Annotated in this window: 25 protein-coding genes; 4 read left to right on the top strand and 21 right to left on the bottom strand. The window is 44.0% G+C overall.

What is annotated here, in order from left to right:
* Positions 1-5: 5 nt before the first annotated feature.
* The 7 genes from BLR82_RS12385 to BLR82_RS12350 all read right to left on the bottom strand — a co-directional run bounded on the left by BLR82_RS12385 (position 6) and on the right by BLR82_RS12350 (position 7,222).
* Positions 6-785 (bottom strand): class I SAM-dependent methyltransferase, encoded by a 780-nt coding sequence (locus tag BLR82_RS12385; protein WP_074599779.1) that lies wholly within the window; start codon positions 783-785, stop codon positions 6-8.
* A gap of 403 nt (positions 786-1,188) precedes the next feature.
* Positions 1,189-1,386, bottom strand: coding sequence for a DUF2188 domain-containing protein (locus tag BLR82_RS12375; protein WP_026570880.1), 198 nt, complete (start codon positions 1,384-1,386; stop codon positions 1,189-1,191).
* Between the two features lie 109 nt (positions 1,387-1,495).
* On the bottom strand, positions 1,496-2,566 hold the full coding sequence (locus BLR82_RS12370; RefSeq protein WP_074599777.1) for a Gfo/Idh/MocA family protein: 1,071 nt from the start codon (positions 2,564-2,566) through the stop codon (positions 1,496-1,498).
* 10 nt (positions 2,567-2,576) lie between these two features.
* On the bottom strand, positions 2,577-3,551 hold the full coding sequence (locus BLR82_RS12365; protein WP_245693798.1) for an ABC transporter permease: 975 nt from the start codon (positions 3,549-3,551) through the stop codon (positions 2,577-2,579).
* A complete protein-coding gene (locus BLR82_RS12360; protein ID WP_074599776.1) occupies positions 3,544-5,058 on the bottom strand; it encodes a sugar ABC transporter ATP-binding protein in 1,515 nt (504 codons plus the stop codon). The genes BLR82_RS12365 and BLR82_RS12360 overlap by 8 nt, the downstream gene beginning before the upstream one ends.
* A gap of 88 nt (positions 5,059-5,146) precedes the next feature.
* Positions 5,147-6,118 (bottom strand): substrate-binding domain-containing protein, encoded by a 972-nt coding sequence (locus BLR82_RS12355; protein WP_074599775.1) that lies wholly within the window; start codon positions 6,116-6,118, stop codon positions 5,147-5,149.
* 114 nt (positions 6,119-6,232) lie between these two features.
* A complete protein-coding gene (locus BLR82_RS12350) occupies positions 6,233-7,222 on the bottom strand; it encodes a LacI family DNA-binding transcriptional regulator (RefSeq protein WP_074599774.1) in 990 nt (329 codons plus the stop codon).
* Between the two features lie 181 nt (positions 7,223-7,403).
* Here BLR82_RS12350 and BLR82_RS12345 point away from each other — a divergent pair, with 181 nt between their 5' ends.
* The 3 genes from BLR82_RS12345 to BLR82_RS12335 all read left to right on the top strand — a co-directional run bounded on the left by BLR82_RS12345 (position 7,404) and on the right by BLR82_RS12335 (position 10,378).
* Positions 7,404-8,372, top strand: coding sequence for a sugar phosphate isomerase/epimerase family protein (locus tag BLR82_RS12345; protein ID WP_074599773.1), 969 nt, complete (start codon positions 7,404-7,406; stop codon positions 8,370-8,372).
* 427 nt (positions 8,373-8,799) lie between these two features.
* The gene (locus BLR82_RS12340; RefSeq protein WP_425440901.1) at positions 8,800-9,738 is read left to right on the top strand and encodes an SGNH/GDSL hydrolase family protein; all 939 of its coding nucleotides are present in this window, start codon (positions 8,800-8,802) and stop codon (positions 9,736-9,738) included.
* A 25-nt stretch (positions 9,739-9,763) separates the two neighbouring features.
* On the top strand, positions 9,764-10,378 hold the full coding sequence (locus tag BLR82_RS12335) for a YpmS family protein (protein ID WP_074599772.1): 615 nt from the start codon (positions 9,764-9,766) through the stop codon (positions 10,376-10,378).
* A 38-nt stretch (positions 10,379-10,416) separates the two neighbouring features.
* Here the strand turns inward: BLR82_RS12335 and BLR82_RS12330 are convergent, their stop codons facing one another.
* The 5 genes from BLR82_RS12330 to BLR82_RS12310 all read right to left on the bottom strand — a co-directional run bounded on the left by BLR82_RS12330 (position 10,417) and on the right by BLR82_RS12310 (position 14,035).
* Positions 10,417-11,052, bottom strand: a complete 636-nt coding sequence (locus tag BLR82_RS12330; RefSeq protein ID WP_074599771.1) for a response regulator — start codon at positions 11,050-11,052, stop codon at positions 10,417-10,419.
* The gene (locus BLR82_RS12325; protein WP_074599770.1) at positions 11,045-12,085 is read right to left on the bottom strand and encodes a sensor histidine kinase; all 1,041 of its coding nucleotides are present in this window, start codon (positions 12,083-12,085) and stop codon (positions 11,045-11,047) included. The genes BLR82_RS12330 and BLR82_RS12325 overlap by 8 nt, the downstream gene beginning before the upstream one ends.
* Positions 12,082-12,807: a cell wall-active antibiotics response protein LiaF gene (gene liaF / locus BLR82_RS12320; protein ID WP_074599769.1), complete on the bottom strand. Its 726-nt coding sequence runs from the start codon at positions 12,805-12,807 to the stop codon at positions 12,082-12,084. The genes BLR82_RS12325 and liaF overlap by 4 nt, the downstream gene beginning before the upstream one ends.
* A 241-nt stretch (positions 12,808-13,048) precedes the next feature.
* A complete protein-coding gene (locus BLR82_RS12315; RefSeq protein ID WP_074599768.1) occupies positions 13,049-13,672 on the bottom strand; it encodes a PspA/IM30 family protein in 624 nt (207 codons plus the stop codon).
* 24 nt (positions 13,673-13,696) lie between these two features.
* Complete coding sequence (locus BLR82_RS12310) at positions 13,697-14,035, bottom strand: lmo0954 family membrane protein (RefSeq protein WP_074599767.1); 339 nt, start codon at positions 14,033-14,035, stop codon at positions 13,697-13,699.
* 220 nt (positions 14,036-14,255) lie between these two features.
* Between BLR82_RS12310 and BLR82_RS12305 the strand changes: the two genes are divergently transcribed.
* Positions 14,256-15,233: a cation diffusion facilitator family transporter gene (locus tag BLR82_RS12305; protein ID WP_074599766.1), complete on the top strand. Its 978-nt coding sequence runs from the start codon at positions 14,256-14,258 to the stop codon at positions 15,231-15,233.
* Between the two features lie 29 nt (positions 15,234-15,262).
* Here the strand turns inward: BLR82_RS12305 and BLR82_RS12300 are convergent, their stop codons facing one another.
* The 9 genes from BLR82_RS12300 to BLR82_RS12260 all read right to left on the bottom strand — a co-directional run bounded on the left by BLR82_RS12300 (position 15,263) and on the right by BLR82_RS12260 (position 24,875).
* On the bottom strand, positions 15,263-16,915 hold the full coding sequence (locus BLR82_RS12300; protein ID WP_074599765.1) for a DUF2339 domain-containing protein: 1,653 nt from the start codon (positions 16,913-16,915) through the stop codon (positions 15,263-15,265).
* A 276-nt stretch (positions 16,916-17,191) separates the two neighbouring features.
* Positions 17,192-17,767 carry a hypothetical protein gene (locus BLR82_RS12295; RefSeq protein WP_074599764.1) on the bottom strand — a complete coding sequence of 192 codons (576 nt, stop codon included), beginning with the start codon at positions 17,765-17,767 and terminating at the stop codon, positions 17,192-17,194.
* Between the two features lie 183 nt (positions 17,768-17,950).
* A complete protein-coding gene (locus tag BLR82_RS12290; RefSeq protein ID WP_074599763.1) occupies positions 17,951-20,128 on the bottom strand; it encodes a DNA topoisomerase III in 2,178 nt (725 codons plus the stop codon).
* A gap of 241 nt (positions 20,129-20,369) precedes the next feature.
* Positions 20,370-20,789, bottom strand: a complete 420-nt coding sequence (gene arsC / locus BLR82_RS12285) for an arsenate reductase (thioredoxin) (protein WP_074599762.1) — start codon at positions 20,787-20,789, stop codon at positions 20,370-20,372.
* 23 nt (positions 20,790-20,812) lie between these two features.
* Positions 20,813-22,111 (bottom strand): arsenic transporter, encoded by a 1,299-nt coding sequence (locus BLR82_RS12280; RefSeq protein WP_074599758.1) that lies wholly within the window; start codon positions 22,109-22,111, stop codon positions 20,813-20,815.
* A 16-nt stretch (positions 22,112-22,127) separates the two neighbouring features.
* Positions 22,128-22,472 carry an ArsR/SmtB family transcription factor gene (locus BLR82_RS12275; RefSeq protein WP_074599755.1) on the bottom strand — a complete coding sequence of 115 codons (345 nt, stop codon included), beginning with the start codon at positions 22,470-22,472 and terminating at the stop codon, positions 22,128-22,130.
* Between the two features lie 149 nt (positions 22,473-22,621).
* On the bottom strand, positions 22,622-22,750 hold the full coding sequence (locus tag BLR82_RS21615; RefSeq protein WP_175486803.1) for a zinc finger domain-containing protein: 129 nt from the start codon (positions 22,748-22,750) through the stop codon (positions 22,622-22,624).
* A 220-nt stretch (positions 22,751-22,970) separates the two neighbouring features.
* The gene (locus BLR82_RS12265; protein WP_074599753.1) at positions 22,971-23,387 is read right to left on the bottom strand and encodes a universal stress protein; all 417 of its coding nucleotides are present in this window, start codon (positions 23,385-23,387) and stop codon (positions 22,971-22,973) included.
* Between the two features lie 27 nt (positions 23,388-23,414).
* Positions 23,415-24,875: a SulP family inorganic anion transporter gene (locus tag BLR82_RS12260; protein ID WP_074599751.1), complete on the bottom strand. Its 1,461-nt coding sequence runs from the start codon at positions 24,873-24,875 to the stop codon at positions 23,415-23,417.
* Between the last annotated feature and the right edge of the window lie 191 nt (positions 24,876-25,066).

The raw sequence follows: 25,066 nt of genomic DNA, 5'->3' as shown, positions 1-25,066 counted from the left end.
TAGAGTCACAAAACGAATTTTACTGCCTTCGTCGCGATAAACATTTTGATATATTGATCCAAAATCCGTGTTCCTCCAAAATCATCTTCATAAAAGCCCGTTATGGCAAAGCCGGCGTCGATTTGCCCTTGTATTTGGTCTTCCAAGGTATGTGCATATTCAATGGTTTGGTTGGAGCGAATGTAATCCTCTACTTCTTCTTTGGGCAACTGATCTAAAGTCGAAGAAGGGATGGGATGCCTCACATCAAGAATCCCTTTTTGTTCCTGCTGATCATCAAAAATAAACAGCAGCGGATTCGTAAATCCGGCGATTAGAGTCCCATTGTTTTTTAATACCCTTGCTGCTTCTTTCCATACCGGACGGATGTTATCCACGAATAAATTCGAAACTGGGTGGATGATCATATCAAATGATTCGTCCTCAAAGATACTTAAATCAAGCATATCTCCTTGCATGGTGCGTAACGACAAACCATCTCGTTCCGCTACCAACCGATCCTGTTCCAATTGTTTTTTTGATATATCGGTGACGGTTACCTCAGCACCCGCAGCTGCCAGTACTGGAGCTTGCTGCCCTCCACCTGATGCGAGGCAAAGTATTTTCAATCCTGCCAATCGGTTCGGAAACCAGCTGCGCGGTACTGGTTTTTCCGTGGTGACAGTGATCTCCCATTCCCCTGCTTTGCTTTTTTCAATCGTTTCCCTACTGACTGATTTTGTGTAACGCGAGCCTTCCTCTACTTTCTGATCCCAGGCATTACTGTTTTGTCGTGTAGTGTCCATCTTCATTTCCTCCCCATCCCGATAACCTTCTATGTTTTTACCAGCGTACCATAGAAGTACCATGATAGGGCCCTTATTTCAATAAAATACACGAAATAGGCCAGGCGGGGGACGGGGTGGGGTCAGTCCCTCCTATGGGAAGTTTCATTGACATTGCTGATGGAGGGTCAGTCCCCCATCAGGCCGAATCAACCCTTTTTCCAGGCGGTTTTTTGATAGGAATCCTTATCTGTCAAGGCTTCCAACTATTCTGGGGACTGACCCCCAAGGGTTTATTATTCCATCATGAGCCGGAGAGGGACTGACCCCTGTTCCCCCCCCCTGTTACCTCGACCCTTGTTCCTTCCAGAAGAAGGCCAGCTCATGGTGAGCTGGCCTTCTGGTGTTATGGGTTGATTGGTTTTTAGTATTTCTTCTCTTCGACGATTTCGTGGTTTTCGTCTAATATCATTAAACGGCTTGGTGTATCGTTTGAAGCCAATTTTTCGGCTTCTGCGATTGCATCGTCTTTTTTGCTGTATAAATCTGTCGGAGCTACGTCTTCGATTTTCACATACCAGCCTTCAGCATTTTTGTTTGGTGTTACGCTATATTCTTTCATGTCCATCGCTCCCTTTCAGAAATTGCTTTATCTTCTTTTACAAGACAGTTCCCGAGAGCTTAGCGCCCCAAACCTGTACTACTGAGTTCTGTGCAGGGCTCTGCCTGCTTTATACTTTCTTGGTTTCTACTTTACCGGAACTCTGGTTAACCTGAACAACTGATGCTGTTTCTGCGGCTTTTACGATGCCCAGGATGACCTTTAATGAAACAAGCGCATCTTCTCCGGTAACAGGCGGTTCCTGATTACGAAGGACACTATCCACAAAAGAATCGATTACACCGCTATTCGTTTGCTTGTCATTTGTCTGGATGGTTTCCAATTGATACTTGGTTACTGCCCCATCCTTGTCCATGACAATCAGTGGATATTTATTGTCATGATAGATTTTTATAATTCCACCCGTCAGGTAAATAATCGTGCTGTTATCCTCCTCACCGTAGTAAGTCCAAGAAAAGGAGGCCGTCCCAATGCGCCCTCCAACCGTTTTCAAGCTGCATACTAGATTGTCGCAAACCTCTATCGGTTCGCCGGATGTGCCCGTTTTATCTAAAGAACCTTGAAAAGCGCTGACCTGTTCTATTTGATCATTCAATAGATAATGGAGTAAATCGACTTTGTGGATTCCTAAGTCACCTGCAACTCCAAGTCCTGAACGCTCTTTGGAAAAAAACCAAGTGGAATTCGACTTATTAATCCCCCATCGTTCAGGTCCCGCATGACCGAAGCTCGTTTTAAAAGTAAGGACTTCTCCGAGTTCTTTACGCTCTATTAACTGTCTGGCTTTTTGATGAGCCCTCGTAAAACGCTGGTTATGATCGATCATCAATTTTTTATTAGACGTTCTCTGCGCCTGAACAATTTGTTCTGCATCCTCAAGGGTTAACGCTATCGGTTTTTCACAAAGAACATGCTTTCCGCCTAGTAACGCTTTAACGGAATTGATAGAATGAAATTCATTCGAGGAACAGTCGCTAATAATATCGATCGTCGGGTCTGTTATCAAGTCGTCCAGCGATTGAGCAACCGATCCTGCAAATTGATTGGCCAGGATTTCCGCCCTTTCAGGGTTTCGATCATAAAAGACAATTTCACTAATAAATGGATTCGCTTTGTACTCTGGGGCATGGCGAAACCTGGTAATGGATCCGCAGCCGATAATGCCTGCCTTCAACTTCATAGACACCCTCCTATTCCCGCTTTTGGAAAACTACAGCGACGATGATGATCAATCCCTTTACAAATCCCTGTAAATGCGGTGATACATTCATCAGGTTCATCATGTTGTTCAAAATGCCAAGAATCAAAACGCCGAAAAACGTCCCAAGAACCTTCCCCCGCCCACCGGTCATCCTTGTCCCTCCGATGATGACCGCTGCAATTGCATCCAACTCATACGCCTGACCGGAGCTAGAAGAAGAGATCGAATTCAGCCTCGATGTTTCAATAATCGCTGCAATACTTACGAGCAGACCAGCCAGACTATAGACACCTATTTTGACACGGTCGACACGTATAGTGGATAATAAAGCCGCTTTCTCATTGCTCCCAATCGCATAGACATACCTGCCAAAGCGCGTCTTTTGCATCAATACATAAACAAGGCCTGTCATTACTAAAAAAATGATAATTGGATAATCGATGATCCATAATTCGCTATTTGCTATTACCGTGAAGCTGGATACCTCTCCAGAGATACTACCACCATCAGCAATATACAGCGCAATCGATCTCGCTCCCGCCATCATACCCAATGTGGCAATAAACGAAGCAATCCTTCCCTTGGCAACCATCAGGCCATTTAACAGACCCGCAAATGCTCCGACTATAAATGCAGTCAAGATCGCTAACAAGATACTTCCTGTCGCATTAAGGGACAAAATAGAAACGACACCGACAAGTGCCAGGACGGAGCCGACCGACAAGTCAATACCACCTGAAAGCATAACGATGGTCATCCCCAAGGCGACAATGCCGATAATCGAAACCTGCATCAGAATATTCAATTGGTTATTCACATCCAGGAATCGGGGATTTAACAAGGATGCCAGGACAAAAATGACCACAAAAGCAATGATTACACTATATTCAGACCACAGCCAGGACAAGTGCCTGTTTCTGTTCGACATTTCTGTACTTTCTTGTTGGGTTGCTGGACTAGCCAATGTGTTCTACCTCCCTTTTTGACCCGGTGGCATATTTCATGATTTCATCCTCGGTCGCTTGGTCCCGTTTCAATTTTGCCGTTATCTCTCCTTGGTACATCACATGAATAGTGTGACAGACTTTGAGAATTTCCGGCGCCTCGGAAGATAGAATGATGATCGCTTTGCCTTGTTCGGCCAACCGGACAATCATTTGGTAGATCTCCCGCTTAGCACCGATATCAATTCCCTGAGTGGGGTTATCAAAGACGAGAATCGGGGTATCGACTTCCAACCATTTTGCCAGGACCACTTTTTGCTGATTGCCTCCGGAGAGCTTATCGATGGTCACCCTTGGATCATGCACCTTAATATTCAAAGTTTCTTTAAAATGATGAAACCGGGATTTTTCCAGGTTCGGCTGAAGAAAACCAAACTGCTCAAAGTGGGATAGAGCAGATATACTCATGTTGTGGTAGACACTTAAATCTTTTATGATAGCATTCTCTTTTCGGTCTTTTGGTACAAAGCCGATTCCAGCCTGCAACGCCTGTACGGGATGATTGATAGAAGCAGAGCGTCCCTCTACCTCAATGCTGCCGAAGGGTTTCTTTTTAAATCCAAAAATACTTTCAAACAACTCTGTACGTCCATCACCGGCCAGCCCGGTAAAACCAAGGATCTCTCCAGAATGCAGGGTAAAGTTTATGTCCCGGAAAAGACCAGGGCTTGTCAAACCTGTTACGCTAAGCATTTTCCTACCTGGTTCATGCTGCTGAATAAAACGTTCTTCCGACACAGATCTGCCGACCATCAGCTTTGTAATAGCATCCAAGTTTTGATCAGCCATCCGGCCTGAGCCGACTACTTTTCCATCCCGTAAAACGGTATAACGATCACAAATTTCCTGGATTTCTTTTAACTTATGGGAAATATAAATAATCGAAACCTTGGCTGCTTTTAAATTTTTCATCAAGGAAAACAACCGATAGACTTCATGTTCCGTCAAGGCTGTAGTCGGTTCATCCATGATGATGATTTTGGAATCCTGAAGCAAAGCCCTGGCAATCTCGATCAATTGCTTATAGGAAGCATCCAACTGACGGACATAGGCTTTTGGGTCAATTTTCACGCCTAGCTCGGCAAGGACCTCGTTCGTCTTCCGACACATTTCTTCTACTTTTAGCAGCCCGAACCGGTTCCTTCTTTCCATCCCTAGAAACAAGTTTTCATACACTTTCAAATCCGCTACTACATTTAATTCCTGGTGAATGAAACTAATGCCGAGCTGCTGAGAGGTTCGCGGGTCGACTATCTCCACTTGTTCACCGTTCACCCTGATTGTGCCTTTATCAGCAGGGAAAATCCCTCCCAAAATATTCATCAAGGTTGATTTGCCGGCCCCGTTTTCCCCAAGCAGAGCATGTATTTCGCCCTTTTCCAAACGGATACCTGCCTGTTTGAGCACAGAAACGCGATTAAAGGATTTATCGATATTTTCCATTTCCAATACATAATTACTGCTCATTCTCCATCTCTCCCTATCGGAAAGAGGGAATACAATGCTTGTCGATTGTATTCCCTTTTCCGTGCCTCTCCTTTTACACGCTGTCCGCTTAATACTTGGAGTCTTCCTTATAGAATTGATCCACATTTTCTTTGGTTACCTGGGTAGCCTCTTTCACCACCATTTTTTCTTCCGGCTCTTCACCTTTTGCAAGGTCTGCCGCAATGGTCACAGCATCCCGGACCATAGTCGGGGAATAGAGGAAGGTCGCCTTAATCAACCCATCCTCCTGCATATTCTCGAACACGGTTTTATTGCCGCCGGCCCCTGTAATAAATTGAATGTCTTCCCGATCCGCCTCATTGATTGCCTGAAGTACGCCTAACGCCATTTCATCATCCTGGGTGAACACCGCATCTATTTGTGAATGCGCTTGCAAAATGTTTTGCATAACTTCCAATGATGCTTCTTTCGAGAAATCCCCATTTTGCGAAGCAATGACTTCTATGCCGTCTTCCCCATCCATCGCCTCTTGGAATCCGCTCCCCCTCTGGTTCGTGACAGAACTAGGAGGTCCGGTAATCTCGACCACTTTTCCAGTTCCCCCCAACTGTTCAATAAAGTATTTTCCTGCGTTGACTCCAATCCCTTCATTATCCCCTTTTACCACCACAGTCGCTGCATCGTTTTCTAGTTCCCGGTCCACGATTACTAACGGAATACCTGCTTCTTTCACTTTTTGACCGACAGGAGACAGGGCTGCAGATTCGATCGGCAGCATCACAATGACATCCACCTCTTGGGAAATTAAATCTTCTACATCATTTGCTTGCTTATTTGGATCCGCTGCATTGGTCATCACGTAGTCGATTCCTTCTGCTTCCTTTATTTCCTGTGCTTGTTTTTCCGCATTGTCGATTAATGCTCCCATCCAGCCGTGTGTTGCCGATGGCAAGGAAATACCAATTTTAAGATCGCCGTCCTCTCCAGATGCTTCGCCACTACTCTCCTCACCGCTTCCACATGCTGCAAGTCCCCCTAGAACCAACATAGACAAGAACAAAACAAGTAGTTTTCTCACTTCTACACCCCTTTTTTGTTATTGGAAGCTCGCTTTAATGTAATCGTTTACATATAAGGCCAGCACTCTAGTATCAAAATTCATTTGATACCACAATGCCGGGCTTAGTACTGATTAACCCAACGTAGACTCCCGAATGACTAATTCGTGTTCCAGAATAAGACTTTCCACTTCTTCTCCTTGAATTTTCTTGACTAGCATATCTGCTGCAGCCTTTCCCATCTCATACATTGGCTGCGAGATCGTTGTCAAAGTAGGGTGCGTCATATTGGAAAAAGCGATCTTGTCAAATCCAATAATAGCAATATCCTCCGGCACCCTCAGCCCTTGATTATGAATTTCCTTCAACGCACCAATAGCAAGCAAGTCAGATACAGCGAAAATAGCTGTTGGACGTTCTTTCTGCATTAAAATCTTTTTCATTGCCTGCTGGCCATAAGAAAAGTCCAGTCCCTTTGTGTGGACGATCAAGCTGTCCTCTAATCCCATATCATTTTCTTCTAATGCTTTCTGGTAGCCAAGCTGCCGCTGGCGGGCATACAAGAACTTCTTGTCGGAATTAATCAAAGCAATTCGCTGATGCCCGATTTTTATCAGATGCTTCACCGCACGATAAGCTGCCTGAGCATTGTCAATGGTCACATATGGAATACCACTGTCGACAGCATACTCACTGCACTGGATAATCGCATGGTTTTCAGCGAGTCGGATAAGGCTGTCGGTGTTCACAGCCGGATCCATGGAAATGATACCATCGGCCATTTTTTTGCGGACTAAATCAAAATAGATGTTCTCTCGTTCAGCATTTGTATCGGTTTCACACAGAAGGATATTATAGCCCAATTCGATTGCTGTGTTTTCAATGCCATTGATAATTTCCGAATAAAAAGGATTGGAGATATTCGGAATCAGGACAAGCAGCAATCTGCTTTCTGAGTTTCTTAAATTCCGACCGAGGAGGCTGGGTTCATAATTTAATTTTTTTATTGCATCTTCTACTTTTATTCTCGTCTTTGCCGTGACAGAGTTTTGCCCATTCAAAACTCTGGAAACCGTTGCAACAGAGACTCCTGCTTGTTTGGCCACTTGGTGAATGGTTGTCATCTTCCCCAGTCCTTCTTTCTGTATTGTTGCGTAATTTTTTGTAATCGTTTACAATACAAATAGTAATGCAAGATTATTTTGATGTCAACCGTTTTTATACAGTTATTATCTCACCATTCTCTCTAGTTATGTAATGGATTACAAATCTGTGTTTTCTGATAACTTTGAAGGAGGAAAGAAAATGAAGTTAGGGGTTTTTACTGTTTTATGCGCAGACAAACCGTTTGATGACATGCTCGATTATGTTTCTTCCAAGGGGTTGGAAGCAATTGAGTTAGGAACCGGAGGGTACCCCGGCAATGATCATTGCCCTATCGAGGAATTACTCGATAAGCCATCCGCTCAACAGGAAATGAAGCAAAAACTATCTGATAAAGGGATAATGATCAGCGCTTTAAGCTGCCATTCCAATCCACTGCATCCCCAGGAAAAAATGTCTGTACCTGCGGATACCTTACTCCGGAAAACCATTAAACTAGCATCCCAGTTAGGAGTAAAGGTTGTGAACACATTTTCCGGTTGTCCCGGAGATCATGAGGGTGCGCTTTACCCAAATTGGCCAGTGGCAGCCTGGCCGCCCGATTATCAGGAAGTATTAAAGTGGCAATGGAATGAAAAACTGATTCCATACTGGAAGGAAATAAACGACTATGCAGCCGCCAATGGCGTAAAAATCGGACTGGAATTGCATGGCGGGTTTTCCGTACATACGCCTGCAACCATGTTAAAGCTACGAAAGGCTTGCGGCCCTGCAATCGGAGCGAATTTAGATCCAAGTCATATGTGGTGGCAGGGGATTGATCCAGTGGAGGCCATCAAAATACTCGGAGATGCAGACGCTCTCCACCACTTCCATGCGAAAGACACCATCATTGATCAGCAAAATACGAATATGTATGGTTTAACCGATATGACACCTTATACAGAGTTGCGCAGCAGGGCGTGGTATTTCCGTACGGTAGGTTATGGTCATGGACGTAAAACATGGGCCGATATTGTTAGTGCCTTGCGCCTGGTTGGCTATGATTATGTGGTCAGCATCGAACATGAAGATGGACTGATGTCCATTGACGAAGGGTTCAGCAAAGCTGTCGAGAACCTTCAGCCCATCATGCTGAGAGAACCAGTGGGTGAAATGTGGTGGGCCTGACAAATACATGCCAGATCGCTTACTCTTTCATAAACCGGACGTCGTCTTGTGGTCCGGTTTATGACTCCCTCTCACCTTCCCTTTTTCCAGTTATTTCCCATGATGAAAATAATTATCGCTGATAGCGCAAGACATGTTATCATATTGTATACTATTACTAACGATACATCGGTCTGTGCCGATGCTTTTTCGATGTCAGGTGAAGATCGAAATTCTCTTTCCCCACGTTTTTGAAAGTGGAACGAAGGGAATATTCTTTTAGTGCGTGTTCTAAAGTAAATGAAAAGGATCAAGAAATTCGAGGCTGCATAAATTTGAGCAACAGAACGTACACAAGTAATTCGTGAGTAGCGGAAAAGCAAGCCAGCGAAGAAACTTTTTGAACAGCCTCTTTTTAATACTGATTTTTTATCAATTCCTAATAGGTGTGATAAAGTTGCGAAATAAATACTCCAAGACTATCATCGGTGCCATTTTGTTGATTTTGCTGCTGGCGATTGTCACTTTTCAAGCAATCCAAACGTCGGAAAGCGACAATGCCGAAAAAAATATCCGGCCGGAAACCCAGGAGAAAGATCTTGAAATCACAGAAGAAATACCAGATGATACTGAACTTCAAAAAGCTGAAGAGACGGAAGAAGAAAAACAACCGTTGACAGAAGATATCAAAGATAAGGTCAGCCAGGTAATCGAGAGCGCCCTCGGGTTATTTGTCAAAAAAGATCTGGACATCGTCGCGATCGGGGATTCCCTGACCCAAGGGGTTGGTGATACTTCTCATAATGGCGGTTATGTGGGGATTCTCGGGAATACCTTGAACGATGATGGGCAACAAAAAGTGGACATCGTCAACTATGGTAAACGGGGAAATCGTTCTGACCAGCTGTTAAAACGGTTGGACCAGACTGAAATAAAGTCCTCCATCGAGGAGGCCGACATCGTCCTCGTCACCATTGGGGCGAATGATATAATGAAAGTAGTAAAAAACAACTTCACCAATCTGGAGTACGAACCATTTGTGAAAGAACAGGCGAATTATATGGAACGGCTCCGAAAAATATTTGATAAGATGGTGGAATTAAATCCTGATGCCACCATCTATTTGATCGGCTTTTATAATCCATTTGAAAATTACTTCAGTGATGTCGAACAATTAGGACAGATCATCGATGATTGGAACAGTACAGGAAGTACAGTGGCTTTAGAATATGAACAAGTCAACTATATTCCAACCAAGGATTTGTTTGCAAATGCGAATCAGGACTTACTTTACGAAGATAATTTTCACCCAAATAACACCGGTTATAAATTAATCGCTGAACGGGTTCTTGAATATATACGGCCGGAAATAGAGCGTTCCGAATAAGCTTTAACAAGAGAGGAATAGAACAATGAGTGAAGAAAAATCGCAGAAACAGAGACACTGGAAACGTTGGTTTCTTGTACTTGCGGGAATAAATGCCGCGGTTATCCTCCTCCTTCTGTTTCTGATATTTATTCCATCCTGGTCAAACCCGTCACTTGATTGGGAGGAGCTGGAGCAAACACCGGGAGCTGAATTCACGGTCACTTCCAGCAAAGAAAATGTAAGTGAGCTGGTCAATGCTTATGTGGATCAAATGTTTAACGATACTACCGGAAAATACGAGGTAACCATGGAGGATGATGTGGAATTTACCGGTTCCCTCAAGGCCTTTAGCGCGGAGATTCCTTTTTCCATCCATTTAGAGCCGATTGTCCAGGAAAACGGTGACCTCATCCTCAAACAAAAGGACATTTCCCTGGGATTGTTATACCTGCCAAAAAGAAAAGTTCTGGAGTATCTGAATAAAAGCTATCCAACCCCTGACTGGGTAGTCGTTAACCCGGAAGAGGAAACGATTTACATTGCCATTACCCAAATGGAAATGAAGAGTAACTTCAAAGTAAAAGCGGAAAAATTTGATTTAGAGAACGATGATATTTCCTTCCGCATCAAAGTGCCTAATGAAACGTTGGGGCTATGATGAAGATAGCGGCAACCTTATAAGGTTGACCGCTTTTTTTATTTCGGGACAAGTCCCTGGCGGTAGGCGTACACCGCGGCCTGGGTGCGGTCCTGCACCTCTAGTTTACTTAGAATGTTGCTGACGTGCACTTTCGCCGTTTTCAGAGCGATGAACAACTCGTCAGCAATTTCCTGATTCGACTTCCCTTGTGCTACCAATAACAGCACCTCCATCTCACGGGCCGTCAAGCTTTCATGCGGAAGCGTGGTCTGTCTGTTCCTCATTTTTGCCATCACCTTATTGGTGACTTCTGGTTCAAATACCGCGTCCCCTTGGTAAGTGGAGCGAATTGCCTGCGCTATTTCACTGGCTTTCGACGTTTTCAACAAGTAACTGGAAGCACCCGCTTCTAAAGCAGGGTACACTTTTTCATCGTCAATAAAACTAGTCACAACAATGATTCGTGCCTCCGGCCAGGCTTTGACAATTTTTTCAGTCGCTTCGATTCCGTCCATTCCTTCCATGACCAAATCCATCAATATAATGTCCGGACGCAGCTCCAGCGCCAATTCAACCGCCTTTTTTCCATTATCAGCTTCGCCAATCACCTCGATATCCGGCTGGGTAGTCAAATAAGCACTGACTCCTATCCGGACCATTTCATGATCGTCAACAAACAATACGCTAATCACGTTCATCACCCTCTGATTTTAATACCGGCACTTTTACTTCCAATCTTGTCCCTTTATCCGGTAAGCTAATGACTTTGATGGCAGCCCCGACCTCGGCCGCCCGCTCTTTCATATTCTGCAATCCATAAGATCCCGACTGGCTTTTTTCCACCTGGAAGCCCACTCCATCATCGATCACCCGTAAAATGACCTGTCCCTGGCTTTCAATCAACAGGATATCCAGCGCATGGGCCTTAGCATGGCGAAGCGTATTGGACACCGACTCCTGCAATATCCGAAATAGATGATCTTCAACCCCTCTTTCGAGCTGAACGTCGTCCATCTTCCAGGAAATAGCTATCGGAACCTTTTGTTTCAGCTCTTCCAGCAGCTGTTCTATGCCTTGTTGAAGCGACTTCCCTTTCAATGCAGCAGGCCGCAAGTGCAAGAGCAATGCCCGCATTTCCAGTTGAGACTGCTGAATCATCGCTTCTATTTGCTTTAACTGGACAGAGACAGCTTCATTATTGTTCAGCTCATTAAGCGCTGAAATCAACATGGAAGCTGCAAACAACTCCTGACTGACTGAGTCATGCAGCTCTCTGGCCAATCGATTCCTTTCCTCGGAGATGACCCGTTCGATTTCCTTCTCCTGGTCCTCCACCCGCTCTGTCGCCATCTTTTGGGCCAGTTTTGTCTGGTCGTAAATGTAGTTTTGAAGTTTTGCAGCCTTCTCATGTAAGGCCTGTATTTCTGCCAATGAAGCGGATTCTTCAGGAACCCGCTGGTTGTCATGAGTTCTGTCGAGTACGGTTTCCAAGCTATTTAATTGTTTTTTCCAAAATAGTCCTTCTGCAACCCCAAAACTGCCCCCGGCTGCCAGCGTAATCAAAATAATAAAAACAACAAACGGCAATTCCCATATTTTCCGTTGCCAAAGATCTCCCCAGTCATCGAGCGGAAAGCCAAGAAAGAAAACGACAGAAAAAACTATCAACAAGAGCAAAGCCGTCAACAAACCTACAATGAGTGAACGCTGTACCGTATTTTTCATACACGCTTCACCTCTATCTTGCCGGCCAACATCGAGGTGACAATTTTAACCTTCTGTTTTGCATGCTGATAGTTTTCGGTTTCCAGATGAATAACCTTGTTCCACATCTGTTTTTCTTTATAGTCAAGAATCTCCGCAGATCCAAACAAGGCAGAATGAATGATGGTGATTTCGACTTCATAAGGAACTTGGATTTCAATATTGCCAAAGAGGTTACGAATTAAAATGACCGACTCCCCTTTGGGAAGCACGGTGTTATTCATGTCAATAATGGAATCGCCGATGCCTGTCTGGATATTGACATCCTGCCACTCGTACGCCCCTGAACTTGTTTTTTGGCGGCCGAACCATTTATTGGTGAACATCGCTGGACGCTGGATGGTTCCTCTTGCCGAACCATCCTCTTCAAATTGCGGCTGATAATAGACCGGATCTTTTTTGGAATGATACCATTTGAGCACAAAATAGGCGACGATGGTCAACAGCAAAAATTTGAACGCAACGGTGTTGAGAATAATGATAATCAGTCCGAGCAAGCCTGCCCAAAACACAAGCCTTCCCCAGGACTTGTCGATTCGTTTCCGTCCATAGTATATAGCTGCACCGTACAAAAAAAGAAAAAAGAGAAGCCGCGGTCCGTCAAAAAGCAACTCGAACACAAAAATGACGGTCGTAATCAGTAAAATCATATCGATGAAGTCTGTATTTTTGCGATTAAACATAAAGCTACTCCTCTTTTTTATTTTGGGGATTTCGATGCGGAAGTTCCCATCCGTCAGCTTGCGATCTCATCTACTCCTAAACCCATAGATTCACAATCCTATTTCTCCGCACCTGGAATGGCCTCCGAGGAATCGACAACAACAGGAAATAAGACGTACGACAAGTACGCCTTATCCACCTTTCTCCGCTCGTACTTCTCCTTCTAGATTACCAGAACTCTCAGGCCAGGAGAAGCGCTATTTATTCCGCTCTTTTTTCTAACTCGGCGATGCGGGCATCCAGCGTATAGCTTCGGTATTCGGCATTTACCTGGTTTTCCAGCCGCTCGATATAATCCTCCATTTCATCAAAGGTTGCGCTGCTTTTTTCGGCAAAGCGATCAGTATGCAGCACTTTATTCATCCCTTTGTGGGCTTGAGCAGCGTTTTCCCTTCCTTTCAGTTCCATTCGTTTCACATATAGATCTTTTAGCTTATGCTTCATCTGCACATATTTGCTTTCCAGCGATTCCAGCTCTTTAATGGCGTTTTGCCTGATGGAGTCCAGTTTGGCCGCCCGCTCCTCGAAGTATTCCTGATCTTTCTGCGCTTGTTCATGGAGGTCTTCTTCATTAGACCTCAAAGCAATCTCAGCCTGGCGTTTACGCTTGTCCGCCATAGCAGCAGCCTGATGGTACTCTCTGGTGAATTCCTGTTTAAGTGCGTATTGCTTTTCTACAAGTCCTCTGATTTTTTTCACTTCCTGCTCACAACGGCGTACATACTGATTTAACTGTGCGATTGGATTTTTTTGTTCCTTTTGATCGAGCATCTCATTAAAGTCGGCAGAAATCGTGTCCTTAATTCTTGTAAATAAATTACTCATTACTATACAACTCCTTTTCTATGTTTAGTTAATCCAATATTCTTTTCCAGTTTCATGAAAAAGGTCATCATCCAAATAACTGGATTCATGTTTATCTTTTTTCCACATTTTATAGGTATAGTACAAAACGACGAAGGCAGCCACACCAATCAATGCCGGCAGGTTCGCCAGTGAAATCGAAAGACCGATCAGAATAGCGATTGCCCAAAGCACTTTCTGGCCTACCGTAACCGCAAGAACGAACTTTTTCACTGCGTAATAGGAAACAACCAGACTGACGGCCAATAGAATCATCGGTCCGAGATTAGCCAGGATGAGGATGACTGCTGTCACACCTAGTAATAGCAACAGGAATGTTTTCATGTCGATATCCTCCTTTCTTATCTCTATCTTAGCGGGAATAGAGGCCGAACATAACGACCTAGAGCTATAATTTCCACTAAGCCTGAAGGCTTATCTGGCACAACTCCTTTAAAAAAAGGTGTACAAGGTGTTTCGTTTTCTCCAAACAGAGGCAATATAAAAAAGTGTACTTATTTAATGTGATAACTACCTGCACGCTATGGAAAGGAAGGAAAAACGGATGAAAGAGTTATGGAACCTGCTCAAACAAGGGACAAAATCTTCCTTGTGGGCTGCAACAATCAACATTGTCGTAGGAATCATCAAAACAATCGCTTACTTCATCACAGGAAATGTTGCCATGTTTGCGGAAATGATGCACAGTTATGCGGATGCAGCTAACCAATTTTTCGTTTTCACTGGTTCGGCATTAAGCAAAAAAGCGCCGACAGACCGGTTTCCAAACGGCTTTGGCCGTCTCGTGAACCTTGTTCTTCTCGGCGCCGTTTTGATTGTCGGGATTCTTGCTTATGAGACCATAAAAGAAGGGCTCCACCATATTATCCAACCCGAAGGTCATGAAGGGTGGTTCTGGCTGAACATAGGTGTACTTGGGGTTTCCTTTCTTCTGGAGGGATTTGTCCTGACGAAGGCTATGAAAGAAATAACCGAACATATTTCCGGCGGGGAAAAGAAAGGCTTGAGACTAATTAAGCAAAGCTTTAGACATGCTAAGGAAGCAAATCCGGCGACAAAACTTGTTTTTTTAGAGGATTTGGTAGCGACACTTGGTGCACTGATTGCCATGATTGCCATTACCCTTTCCAGCTATACACCTTTTCTTAGTGCCACCGGTTATGCCTCCGTCATAATCGGCCTGTTATTGTTTATCGTGGTCGGAAGAATTTTTCTCGATAACGCAGCAGGCGCCTTGGGAATCACTGTACCCGAAATGGAAAGCACCATTGGCATTCTGGCCATGAAGGAATCGATGGTTAAGGATATCAAGCGCCTTCATGTCATCAAAGAGGGCGACCAACGCCATGTCGAATTGAAAATTGAAGTGGATCCTAACGTAACCATAGCGGCGGCTGATGACATGCGAGATCGCCTTGAGAAAAATATCATGTCACAGAAAGGCGTGACAGACGTGATTATTGAATTTGATGAAGATGATCAAGTGCCGAGCTGGTCCGGTTCATCTGAAAAAGAAAAGTAAACAAGCACTGCTTTGTGCAGTGCTTGAGGTCATTCTTGTTTTTTCTGCTGGTTATAGTAAATTCTCGATATGAACAAACCGATGACACCAAGCGTAATGAATAAGACCGCCCGCCAAACGATATCGATTGTCGTTAAATCATACAGGATAATTTTTGCCAGAGTAATCATCAGGAATGCTAATCCAAGGTACTGCCAATGCTTTTCTTTAAAAAAGCTGTAAGCCCCATACATCAGTGCGACGAATATCATCCAGGACATAGACAATGCAATGTCAAAGTCCAATGCCCTGTTGTAGGTCAGCATATCGCTTATTTCACCGAAGTAGTATAGCAGCAAACCAGCAATCACGTAGGGCGCAGCGATGGCCACCCATGACTGTTTTAGCACGGACGCCTTCTCTTTGAAGCAGTAAATTGCCAGGAAAAAACCGATTAACAACAGCCAGCAAAGGACCTCGATTGTCGACAGATTCCTGCCCGGATAAAGCGTCAATTGATTGATAACCGGGATTAGAAGGAAAAAACTCGCAATGGTTCCAAACAGGCTGTTCCGCTTTTGGGAAAGATAATAGACAATCGCTGCCTGGATAACATAAACAAGCATCTGTACATAAATCGTCTCTTCCAGTGATTCAGTAATAATCAGAAATAGATAAAACATCGAAAAAACAAAAAACGTATTTTTCAATACAGTAAGCGATTGGCCTTTTACAAGACTTAGTCCCCCGTAAGCGGCTGCAGTAGCAAAATAAAAACTATATAGCTGATAATCATGCTGCCCGAATACATCCAATCCGATCAGATAAAGGAAAAAGGCTCCCGTCGAAATTGCCGGAATGTACATTTCCTTGCTTGCTGTGTGGTGTACTTGAAAGGCCAAATAAATAATCAACAGCTGCTGCATTGCCAAAGCGGAAAAAGTGACAAAAGTTGTCGTCCCGGCTCCGACAAAAGCAAAAAATACTACTGCAAAAATAAAGGCATAATTGGCAATATTCCAGGTAACTTTGTAACGCTTATAAACCGATTCCAAAACCAATCCGGCAAAAATCAGCGTTTCGTATAAGTAAAAAATCGTTTCTGTTCCTCTGTCCCCAGCAAACAAAAATGGATATAGATAAGCACCAAGACCAATGATGGCAAGCAAGCTTTGGGAACCATATTTCCTCGACATCCAGACACCTGCCACCATTCCTGCAGCCAACAGAATCAACGTGATTAAATAAGGAATAAGCAGATATAAAACATTACCGGCAAATATAGAAGCAATATACACAATGATACTACCGCCGAGCAGAACAATACTGAGTGCACTTGGGTTTTTGCGAAACTGCATATGTCCTATTCCATACAGCAGTCCTGACACCACAAACCCGGCCATAACCCGGATCGGCGGGCTGAGAATCCCTCTATCCATCGCTGCAATAAAGGCCCAAATAATCCCAAGAACGAATACCAATATGAATACACGTGGCAGCCAATCACTGATGATTTGCTCCATATCTTTCGGCTCTTTTTCTGTGGCAGATGATACCGGCTCTGCGATGGCAGGTCGTTGCTCCTCGACTGAGCCTGCTTCCGGTTCGTTATGCTGCAAATTTCTTAATTCTTTTTTCACTTCCACTAATTCCGCCTCGATATGACGGACTTTTTCTTCAAGTTGATAAGCACGATCAGTCATATTATTTCTCCTTTGCCATCCAATAAATGGGTTCCACTCTTATAATTCAGGATATGCAGCAATATTCCTTCCTATCTTTTTAAATGGTGTTCTTCATATCGATCCAGGGCAAAGTGGCTGTGAGATAACATAGATGAATGCTTCTATTTGCTAAGTCCATTTATAAGAAAAACCGGACGAGTTCGAATGCCCCATGGTTTCGAATCATCATCCGGTTTTCGCATTTGCCACTATTTTTGTGACAAGCCTTTTCTGAAAGAATTTATCAGCTTTATTTTACGCTGTGCTCTTTTCTGGCTTTAATTGTTTCCGTTTTGTTTTTTTCAAGTATAAAGGGTAATCTATTAACTTTCCACTGTACATGAATTGAAGCTTATGCCAGGAACGGATATCCTGCGGCCTAATCAGACAGGGTGGTTTTTCATGCTGATAGCAGCCGCAATCACCAAGAAGTGTGGCGACAAACTGCGAACAAAAAAAGGCGTTTTTTCGCTGCATTTCCCGTTTCAACGGTACGAGGAACAAACCAATAAAGTTATACCGATAGTTGACTTTATCAGCCTCCATGGCTTTTATCCGTTCTTGCATTTGCTGGTATTCGTCCTTGCTGACGGATAAGCGGTAAACCGCACCTATGCTGTTGCGAAAAAAAGCAGTTCGAATATCTTCTTTGACAAAGCCGCCGATAAACGGATTGCGTGGATTCTTTCTGCCAAAACTATAGAGCTCTCTTAACTCATGGTCGAAGGCAATCGACACATGGTTCATGCTCGACTTCGTCCAAAGGTTGATAACCCGTCCCAAAACGGTACCGGTATCCGAAAAAACCAAAAAAACCTGCTTTGTTTGCATGTCCATTTCCCCCATCGACAACTACCGCACTTTCTTGTTTTAAAAAGGACGTATTACTTTTTAATATAGGGGATAGTGGATGTTTTAGCAATAGACCTGTCAGAAAATTTACATGATCAGCAGTAACTGTATGTATTTCCATAGAAAAGACCTTCGGAAAAATCACGAAGGTCTTTCTGTGACTTACTTGTTTTTTAATTTCGCCAAAGCTTCGGCAAGTGCAGGATTAGTGAATTCATCATCCTGCTTCTTCAAATACTTGTTCACATCTTTTTTCGAGACTTTATTCTGCTTCTCTTTTTTCTTCCGTTCATTGAACGTCGACAGTTTTTCACGGTGACCGCAGCTGCAGGTGAACATCTGTCCTTCTCCTTCTCCACGTAACTCCAATCGTTTGTGACAATTAGGGCATCTCGCATTGGTCTTTTTGGCAATGTTCTTCTTGTTTCCGCAAGAACGGTCCTGACAGACAAGCATTCTGCCTTTCTTACCATTAACCTCTAGCATCAGTTTGCCACACTCAGGACACTTGGTACCGGTCATATTGTCATGCTTGAAGGTCGCATCGCTGTGCTTGATTTCCTGGACGACTTGCTTGGCGTAGCCTTTCATCTCTTTGATAAAGGCTGCCTTGCTGCGCTTGCCGTCCGCTATTTCGCCAAGCTTCTGCTCCCATTCTGCAGTCAGGGCAGGGGATCTAAGGTCTTCCGGTACAAGATCAAGCAGCTGACGGCCTTTGGACGTTATGAAAATATGCTTGCCTTTCTTCTCCATATAAAAGCTGTTGAACAGCTTTTCGATTATATCTGCACGGGTAGCAACGGTACCTAATCCACCTGTTTGGTTGATCGTTTTGGCCAGGTGTTTGTCATCCTTTGCCATATAACGGACCGGATTTTCCATCGCCTGGAGGAGATTCCCCTCTGTAAACCGTTCCGGTGGCTTGGTTTTTCCGTTTGTTAAGGATAGCTTCAAGTCGGTAAACGTATCACCAGACTCGATATTCGGTAATTTCTGGTCCTCATCCTGTTCGTATTCATCTTCATAGCGATTGTCATAGACTTCTTTCCAGCCTTGTTTATTAATTCGCTTACCGCTAGCAGTAAAGGTTTGGCCGTCTATTTCAACCGTGATTTTCGTCTGCTCATATTCATGCGGCGGATACAGCACAGCTAGGAACCGTTTGACCACAAGATCGTAAATCTTTCGCTCCTTGTCATTTAAATCCGCCAATACAACCGGCTGTTCCGTCGGGATGATGGCATGGTGGTCGGAGACCCTGTGGTTGTCGACGACAGATTTTCCAAGCTTGATTTCCCGTTTGCTGATCTTGTTGGCGAGCTTGGCGTATTGGTCGACTCCGCACGCTTTCACTCTATCCTTTAGGGTTGGGACGATGTCACTGGACAAATACCTGGAATCCGTCCTCGGATATGTCAGCACTTTATGTTGTTCATACAGCTTCTGCATGAGTGACAATGTCTGTTTCCCGGAAAAGCCAAATATTCGATTGGCATCCCGCTGTAGTTCAGTCAAATCATACAGCTGCGGTGCAAAGGTTTTTTTCTGCTTTTTATCAGCTTTCGTCACCTTTGCCGGCTTTCCTTTGACACTGTTCAGAATTTGCTCGGCTTTCTGCCTGGAAAAGGTCCTGCTGTTATGTTTCTCATCCTGCCAGGTTAAAGTAAATCCTTTGTTTGTCTTCGCCTGAATGCCGTAATATTCCTGGGGTTTAAAGTCCTTGATTTCCTGTTCACGGGCGGCAATCATTGCCAGTGTCGGTGTCTGTACACGACCGCTCGACAGTTGGGCATTAAACTTGGTTGTCAAAGCTCTGGTAGCATTTAATCCGACATACCAGTCCGCTTCGGAACGCGCGACGGCTGCATCGTACAAATGCTCGAATTGCTTGCCCGGTTTCAACTGCTTAAAACCATCTTTAATCGCTTTGTCGGTGACCGAGGAAATCCACAACCGCTTCACCGGCTTTTTAACCCGTGCTTTCTCAATGATCCAGCGTGCTACCAGTTCCCCTTCACGCCCGGCATCCGTTGCGATGACGATTTGGTTTACATCCTGTCGGTTCAACTGGGTTTTCACTGTATTGAACTGCTTACCGGTCTTCTTGATCACAACAAGCTTCAGACGATCCGGCAGCATCGGCAAATCCTCCATCCGCCATGTTTTGTACTTTTCGTCGTACAATTCCGGATCAGCCAAAGTCACGAGATGGCCGAGCGCCCACGTTACAATATATTGCGAACCTTCAAAGAAGCCGTTGCCTTGTTTATGACAGTTAAGCACTCTGGCAATATCTCTTCCTACTGAAGGTTTTTCTGCTAGTACTACAGTTTTACTCATCAAAACAAATCCTTTCTGGATAATGCTCCTCTTTACTTTAACACATTTTAACTTTGGGCAGAATAGACGTTCCTTCGGTTAAAAGAACTAAAGACTCCACCAGATAGAAGGATATTTTAAAAAAGGTTGTGGAAAGACATGGCGGCCAAAACGAAAACCGAGTGAGTTCGAAATGCTAATCGAATTCGCTCGGTTTTTGTTATAGTCACTATGCTTCTGTCCCTGATTATTAAAGTTTATTTCATTCTCCTGTTTCGGCAAACCGTTGAATGCGTTCACCGATTTGATCACGTACGCGTTGGAACACTTTCCATTTTTCTTCCTCTGTTCCTTCGGCTTTAGCCGGATCGTCGAAACCCCAGTGCTCTCTTTTTACCTGTGGAGGGGTCATCGGACATTTATCTGCCGCATCTCCGCATAACGTAACAACTAAATCCGCATTGTTAAGAATTTCCGGATCGATTATGTCCGATGTTTGATCAGAAATATCGATTCCAACCTCGTTCATTGCCTTCACGGCATTCGGATTCAGCCCGTGAGCCTCAATTCCGGCGCTTTTGACCGTCCATTCGTCTCCAAGATATTTTTTCCCCCACCCTTCGGCCATCTGACTACGGCAGGAATTACCGGTACATAAGAAATAAAGTGTTTTTTTATCCATGTTATCCATCTCCTTGTTTATAGTTATAGTAATAATAGCGTTAGAAATAGTCCTGTCAATGTAATGAACAAGATGGGAATCGTCAAAATGATCCCTGTCTTGAAATAAGTGCCCCAGCTGATTTTCACGCCTTTTTGCGAGAGGACATGGAGCCATAGCAAGGTCGCAAGGGAACCGATCGGTGTAATTTTCGGGCCTAAATCAGATCCAATGACATTAGCATAAATGAGCGCCTCTCTCATGACGCCTGTTGTATTGGTTTCGGCAATTGCGAGCGCATCAATCATGACGGTCGGCATGTTGTTCATAATTGAGGATAAAATTGCTGCAATGAAGCCCATCGCTACCGTTCCGACAAACAGCCCCTGTTCTGCACTCGCCTCTATAGCTCGTGCCAAAACCTCGGTTAGCCCGGCATTCCGCAGGCCATAAACGACAACGTACATACCGATCGAGAAAAAGACAATCTCCCAGGGTGCACCCTTCACCACCGCTGTCGTGTTTACTGCCTTGCTTCCACGGGCCATCACCAGGAAGAATACCGCAACTACACCGGCAACGATTGAAACAGGAAGGGCGACGAATTCACTGACAAAGTAACCGATGAGTAGGACACCGAGTACATACCAGGAGATCCGGAACAATTTTCGATCTCTTATCGCCTCATCCGGTTTTTTTAGCTGGAACAGGTCGTACTGTTTGGGAATGTTTTTCCTGAAATAAATAAACAAGACCAAAACAGTTGCGCCCAATGAAAACAGGTTGGGGATGATCATCCGGGATGCATATTCCAGAAAACCGATGCCGAAGAAGTCCGCCGATACAATGTTCACCAAGTTGCTGACAACCAACGGCAGCGAGGTCGTATCAGCAATAAATCCACTCGCCATGATAAAAGGAAAAATCATTTTCTCCTGGAAGTTCAGGTTGCGCACCATCGCCAATACAATCGGGGTGAGGATCAAGGCGGCCCCGTCATTGGCAAACAAGGCGGCCACAATCGCTCCCAACAAACTGACATATACAAACATTTTTACACCGTTTCCGCGGGCTGCTCTCGCCATATGTAAAGCTGCCCATTCAAAGAAACCAATTTCATCCAATATCAAAGAAATAAGAATAATTGCAACAAAGGCAAGGGTAGCATTCCAGACTATTTGGGTTACTTCCCATACGTCACTAAGACCGACCACTCCTGCCAGCAATGCAAGGACAGCCCCGCCGCAGGCAGACCATCCAATCGATAACCCTCTCGGCTGCCATATCACAAGGACTAGGGTAGCCAAAAAAATCAGTAATGCTACTATAACTGCTAAAGACAACGTTTATTCCCTCCAATTAGCAACACGTAACCCGTGTCCCTTTTGCTTCTAGCTCTTTTAGTTTATCCTCCTGCTCAGGTAATTGCAGGAGCACTTGCTGGACGAATGGAAAATACTCGCTGTTTTGATTGATCGAATAAAAAATCCATTGCCCCCTGCGTTCTTCTTTTACTATCCCAACATCTCGCAACTTGCGGAGATGCTGGCTGATCGACGGTTGACTCGCCTGGAATATTTCCACGAATTCACAAACACAACAATCGTGATTCTCAAGCAGCTTCATCATCGTAAGCCGAGTTTTATCCCCCAACAATTTGAGGATCATGGCAGCTTTCTCCATTTCAATGTCCGTCCTTATCATACAAGCGCCTCCCTTTTGATTCGGATATTAATATATAATGATTTACTTATATATGCAAGTAAAAAAACTTTATTAAAAACACTTCGGGCATCCCCCTCCACCTCAAATAATCTCCACAATGGAAGAGGATCCCAGCAATGACTGGAATGCTATATTTTTTTCATTATCTTCCCTTGCCCATTACACGTAGGACATTTATTTTCCAAGTGAAAGAACAAGAATTTTTTTTGAATACTTCCTTTCCCACGACAGCTACGGCATATCGTATATAATTTCACCTGTCCAATCCTTCCTTTTGTTGAACTTACACTTTAAAATCAAGTCAATTATAACATGAATAAAAGCATAACAATCAATTATGACCTTTTACATTCTTTTAAAAGGACGATTTTTAAAGATGCCGATTTCTAGTTAAATAGGGGCAGTCCTATAGGTCTCTTTTCGACCTACGGGGCTGCCCCTTGGATTTATATTTTTCATTTCACCTGAATAGATGACTTACTTCACAATCAGCACAGGGCATTCCACTCGCTTAGCCACTTTATGGCTGACACTACCCAAAATCATCGTCTGCAAATTGTTCAAACCTCTGCTACCAATAACGACACAATCAAAATTTCCGCTATTGGTATGATCTACAATTGTCGGGCCTGGTTCTCCATGCAGAATGTTTATTTGGTATTCTACATTAGAACGTTCCAGTACTTCCTTCACTCCTTGTACTTTTGCTCTTCTATTTTGCTCTAACTCATATTTATCCGTATTATGCAGTACATCCTGCTTCGATGTCTGTCCATCGACAACATAGACGACTTCAATACGACCATCAAAATTCTCGGCTAGTTGTATCGCATGATCAGCGGAACGAACCGAGTGTTCGGATCCGTCCGTGGCCAGCAAAATATTTTTGAACAAGCACTTCACCTCTTTTAGTTGTCATTATTAATGTCCGGATGCTTTGGATAATCCGCCAATCCGCTTTTTCAAATGCTTACTTTCCTCATTTAGTCCTGTATAAACCACTTCGGTATCATTTTGTTCGAACTTCATCTCGATTTTATCCAATGCCCCAATAGCAGAATCATCCCAAAGGTGGGCGTTTGATAAGTCTACTTCTACTTGTTTCACATCATCGTTAAAATCAATTTTGTCCAGTAAATCATTTACCGAGGCAAAGAAGATTTGGCCTTCTATCTTATACACTTTCTTCGCCCCTTGAAGTGCCACAATCTCGTGCACTTTCACTTTGGAAATCTTGGCAGCGAAGAACACCATGCTCAATAGCACGCCTGCCAGGACGCCCTTCGACAGGTCATGAGTCGCTACGACAGTAATAACCGTAATCAACATGACAGCGGCATCCGTACGTGGCAGTTTATGAATGTTGCGCAAAGAGGACCAGTCAAAAGTTCCAATCGACACCATGATCATAACGCCAGCCAGGGCAGCCATCGGGATTTGCACGACGACACCGCCCAAGGCGATGATCAAAAACATAAGGAAGACACCGGCAACCAATGATGAAAGTCTTCCGTTCCCTCCTGATTTCACATTGATGACAGACTGCCCGATCATGGCACAACCAGCCATACCGCCGAAAAATCCAGTTACGACATTGGCAATGCCTTGTCCACGGCTTTCTTTGTTTTTATCACTCTCAGTATCTGTCATATCATCCACGATATTGGCAGTGAGCAACGACTCCAACAATCCTACGATTGCCAAAGCCAAGGAGTAAGGGAAAATAATCATCAATGTTTCCAGGGAAAATGGTATGGAAGGTATCAGGAATACCGGCAGCTGCTGGGTCAAGTTTCCTAAGTCTCCTACCGTACGGATTCCAAAATCTCCAAAAATCGCAACAGCTGTAACAATGATAATAGCGACCAGAGTGGAAGGGATTGCCTTCGTAATACGCGGGAATAAATAAATGATTGCTAGTGTTAATGCGACTAGTGCATACATTACCCAGCTTTCTCCTTCAAAGTGCTGTAGTTGCGAGGTAAAAATAAGAATTGCCAGAGCATTTACGAATCCGACCATAACCGATCGGGGGACAAACTTCATCACGGCGGCCAGTTTAAACACACCGAACAGAATTTGCAGGATACCAGTCAGGACCGTCGCGGCAAATAAATATTGCAGCCCATGATCAGCCACTAGTGTGACCATCAATAAAGCCATCGCACCCGTCGCACCGGAAATCATTCCCGGGCGGCCGCCGACAAATGAAATGACAACAGCGATACAAAACGACGCGTACAATCCGACCATCGGATCTACACCAGCAATTATCGAGAAGGCAATTGCTTCTGGAATCAATGCCAGAGCCACCACGATACCGGATAGTACGTCTCCTTTAATGTTTCCAAACCATTGCTGCTTGATATTTTGTAAATTCAATAGAGCACCTCTTTCTATTTGAAAATATATATTCTTAAAAAAGTAATTGTTTGAGTCAACGAACCGAATCATATCACAGCTTGCTTTATCCGCAAAATAGCAAGAAAACGCAAACAATGAAAAATAGCTTTAATTTCCTTCCATATACTTTTCTATAATGGCCTTTTTAATAAATAGTATAAAAAGGCAAA

It is taken from the genome of Sediminibacillus halophilus, from assembly GCF_900103695.1.
GTDB classification, from domain to species: domain Bacteria; phylum Bacillota; class Bacilli; order Bacillales; family Amphibacillaceae; genus Sediminibacillus; species Sediminibacillus halophilus.
Note: the sequence above shows the minus strand (reverse complement) of the source record. Positions and strands in the feature narration are given on the sequence as shown.

Coding starts and splice junctions, on each gene's coding strand:
- BLR82_RS12385 (WP_074599779.1), bottom strand. CDS start 785: ATGGACACTACACGACAAAACAGTAATGCCTGGGATCAGAAAGTAGAG.
- BLR82_RS12375 (WP_026570880.1), bottom strand. CDS start 1,386: ATGAAAGAATATAGCGTAACACCAAACAAAAATGCTGAAGGCTGGTAT.
- BLR82_RS12370 (WP_074599777.1), bottom strand. CDS start 2,566: ATGAAGTTGAAGGCAGGCATTATCGGCTGCGGATCCATTACCAGGTTT.
- BLR82_RS12360 (WP_074599776.1), bottom strand. CDS start 5,058: ATGAGCAGTAATTATGTATTGGAAATGGAAAATATCGATAAATCCTTT.
- BLR82_RS12350 (WP_074599774.1), bottom strand. CDS start 7,222: ATGACAACCATTCACCAAGTGGCCAAACAAGCAGGAGTCTCTGTTGCA.
- BLR82_RS12345 (WP_074599773.1), top strand. CDS start 7,404: ATGAAGTTAGGGGTTTTTACTGTTTTATGCGCAGACAAACCGTTTGAT.
- BLR82_RS12335 (WP_074599772.1), top strand. CDS start 9,764: ATGAGTGAAGAAAAATCGCAGAAACAGAGACACTGGAAACGTTGGTTT.
- BLR82_RS12325 (WP_074599770.1), bottom strand. CDS start 12,085: ATGAAAAATACGGTACAGCGTTCACTCATTGTAGGTTTGTTGACGGCT.
- liaF (WP_074599769.1), bottom strand. CDS start 12,807: ATGTTTAATCGCAAAAATACAGACTTCATCGATATGATTTTACTGATT.
- BLR82_RS12315 (WP_074599768.1), bottom strand. CDS start 13,672: ATGAGTAATTTATTTACAAGAATTAAGGACACGATTTCTGCCGACTTT.
- BLR82_RS12310 (WP_074599767.1), bottom strand. CDS start 14,035: ATGAAAACATTCCTGTTGCTATTACTAGGTGTGACAGCAGTCATCCTC.
- BLR82_RS12305 (WP_074599766.1), top strand. CDS start 14,256: ATGAAAGAGTTATGGAACCTGCTCAAACAAGGGACAAAATCTTCCTTG.
- BLR82_RS12300 (WP_074599765.1), bottom strand. CDS start 16,915: ATGACTGATCGTGCTTATCAACTTGAAGAAAAAGTCCGTCATATCGAG.
- BLR82_RS12295 (WP_074599764.1), bottom strand. CDS start 17,767: ATGCAAACAAAGCAGGTTTTTTTGGTTTTTTCGGATACCGGTACCGTT.
- BLR82_RS12290 (WP_074599763.1), bottom strand. CDS start 20,128: ATGAGTAAAACTGTAGTACTAGCAGAAAAACCTTCAGTAGGAAGAGAT.
- arsC (WP_074599762.1), bottom strand. CDS start 20,789: ATGGATAAAAAAACACTTTATTTCTTATGTACCGGTAATTCCTGCCGT.
- BLR82_RS12275 (WP_074599755.1), bottom strand. CDS start 22,472: ATGATAAGGACGGACATTGAAATGGAGAAAGCTGCCATGATCCTCAAA.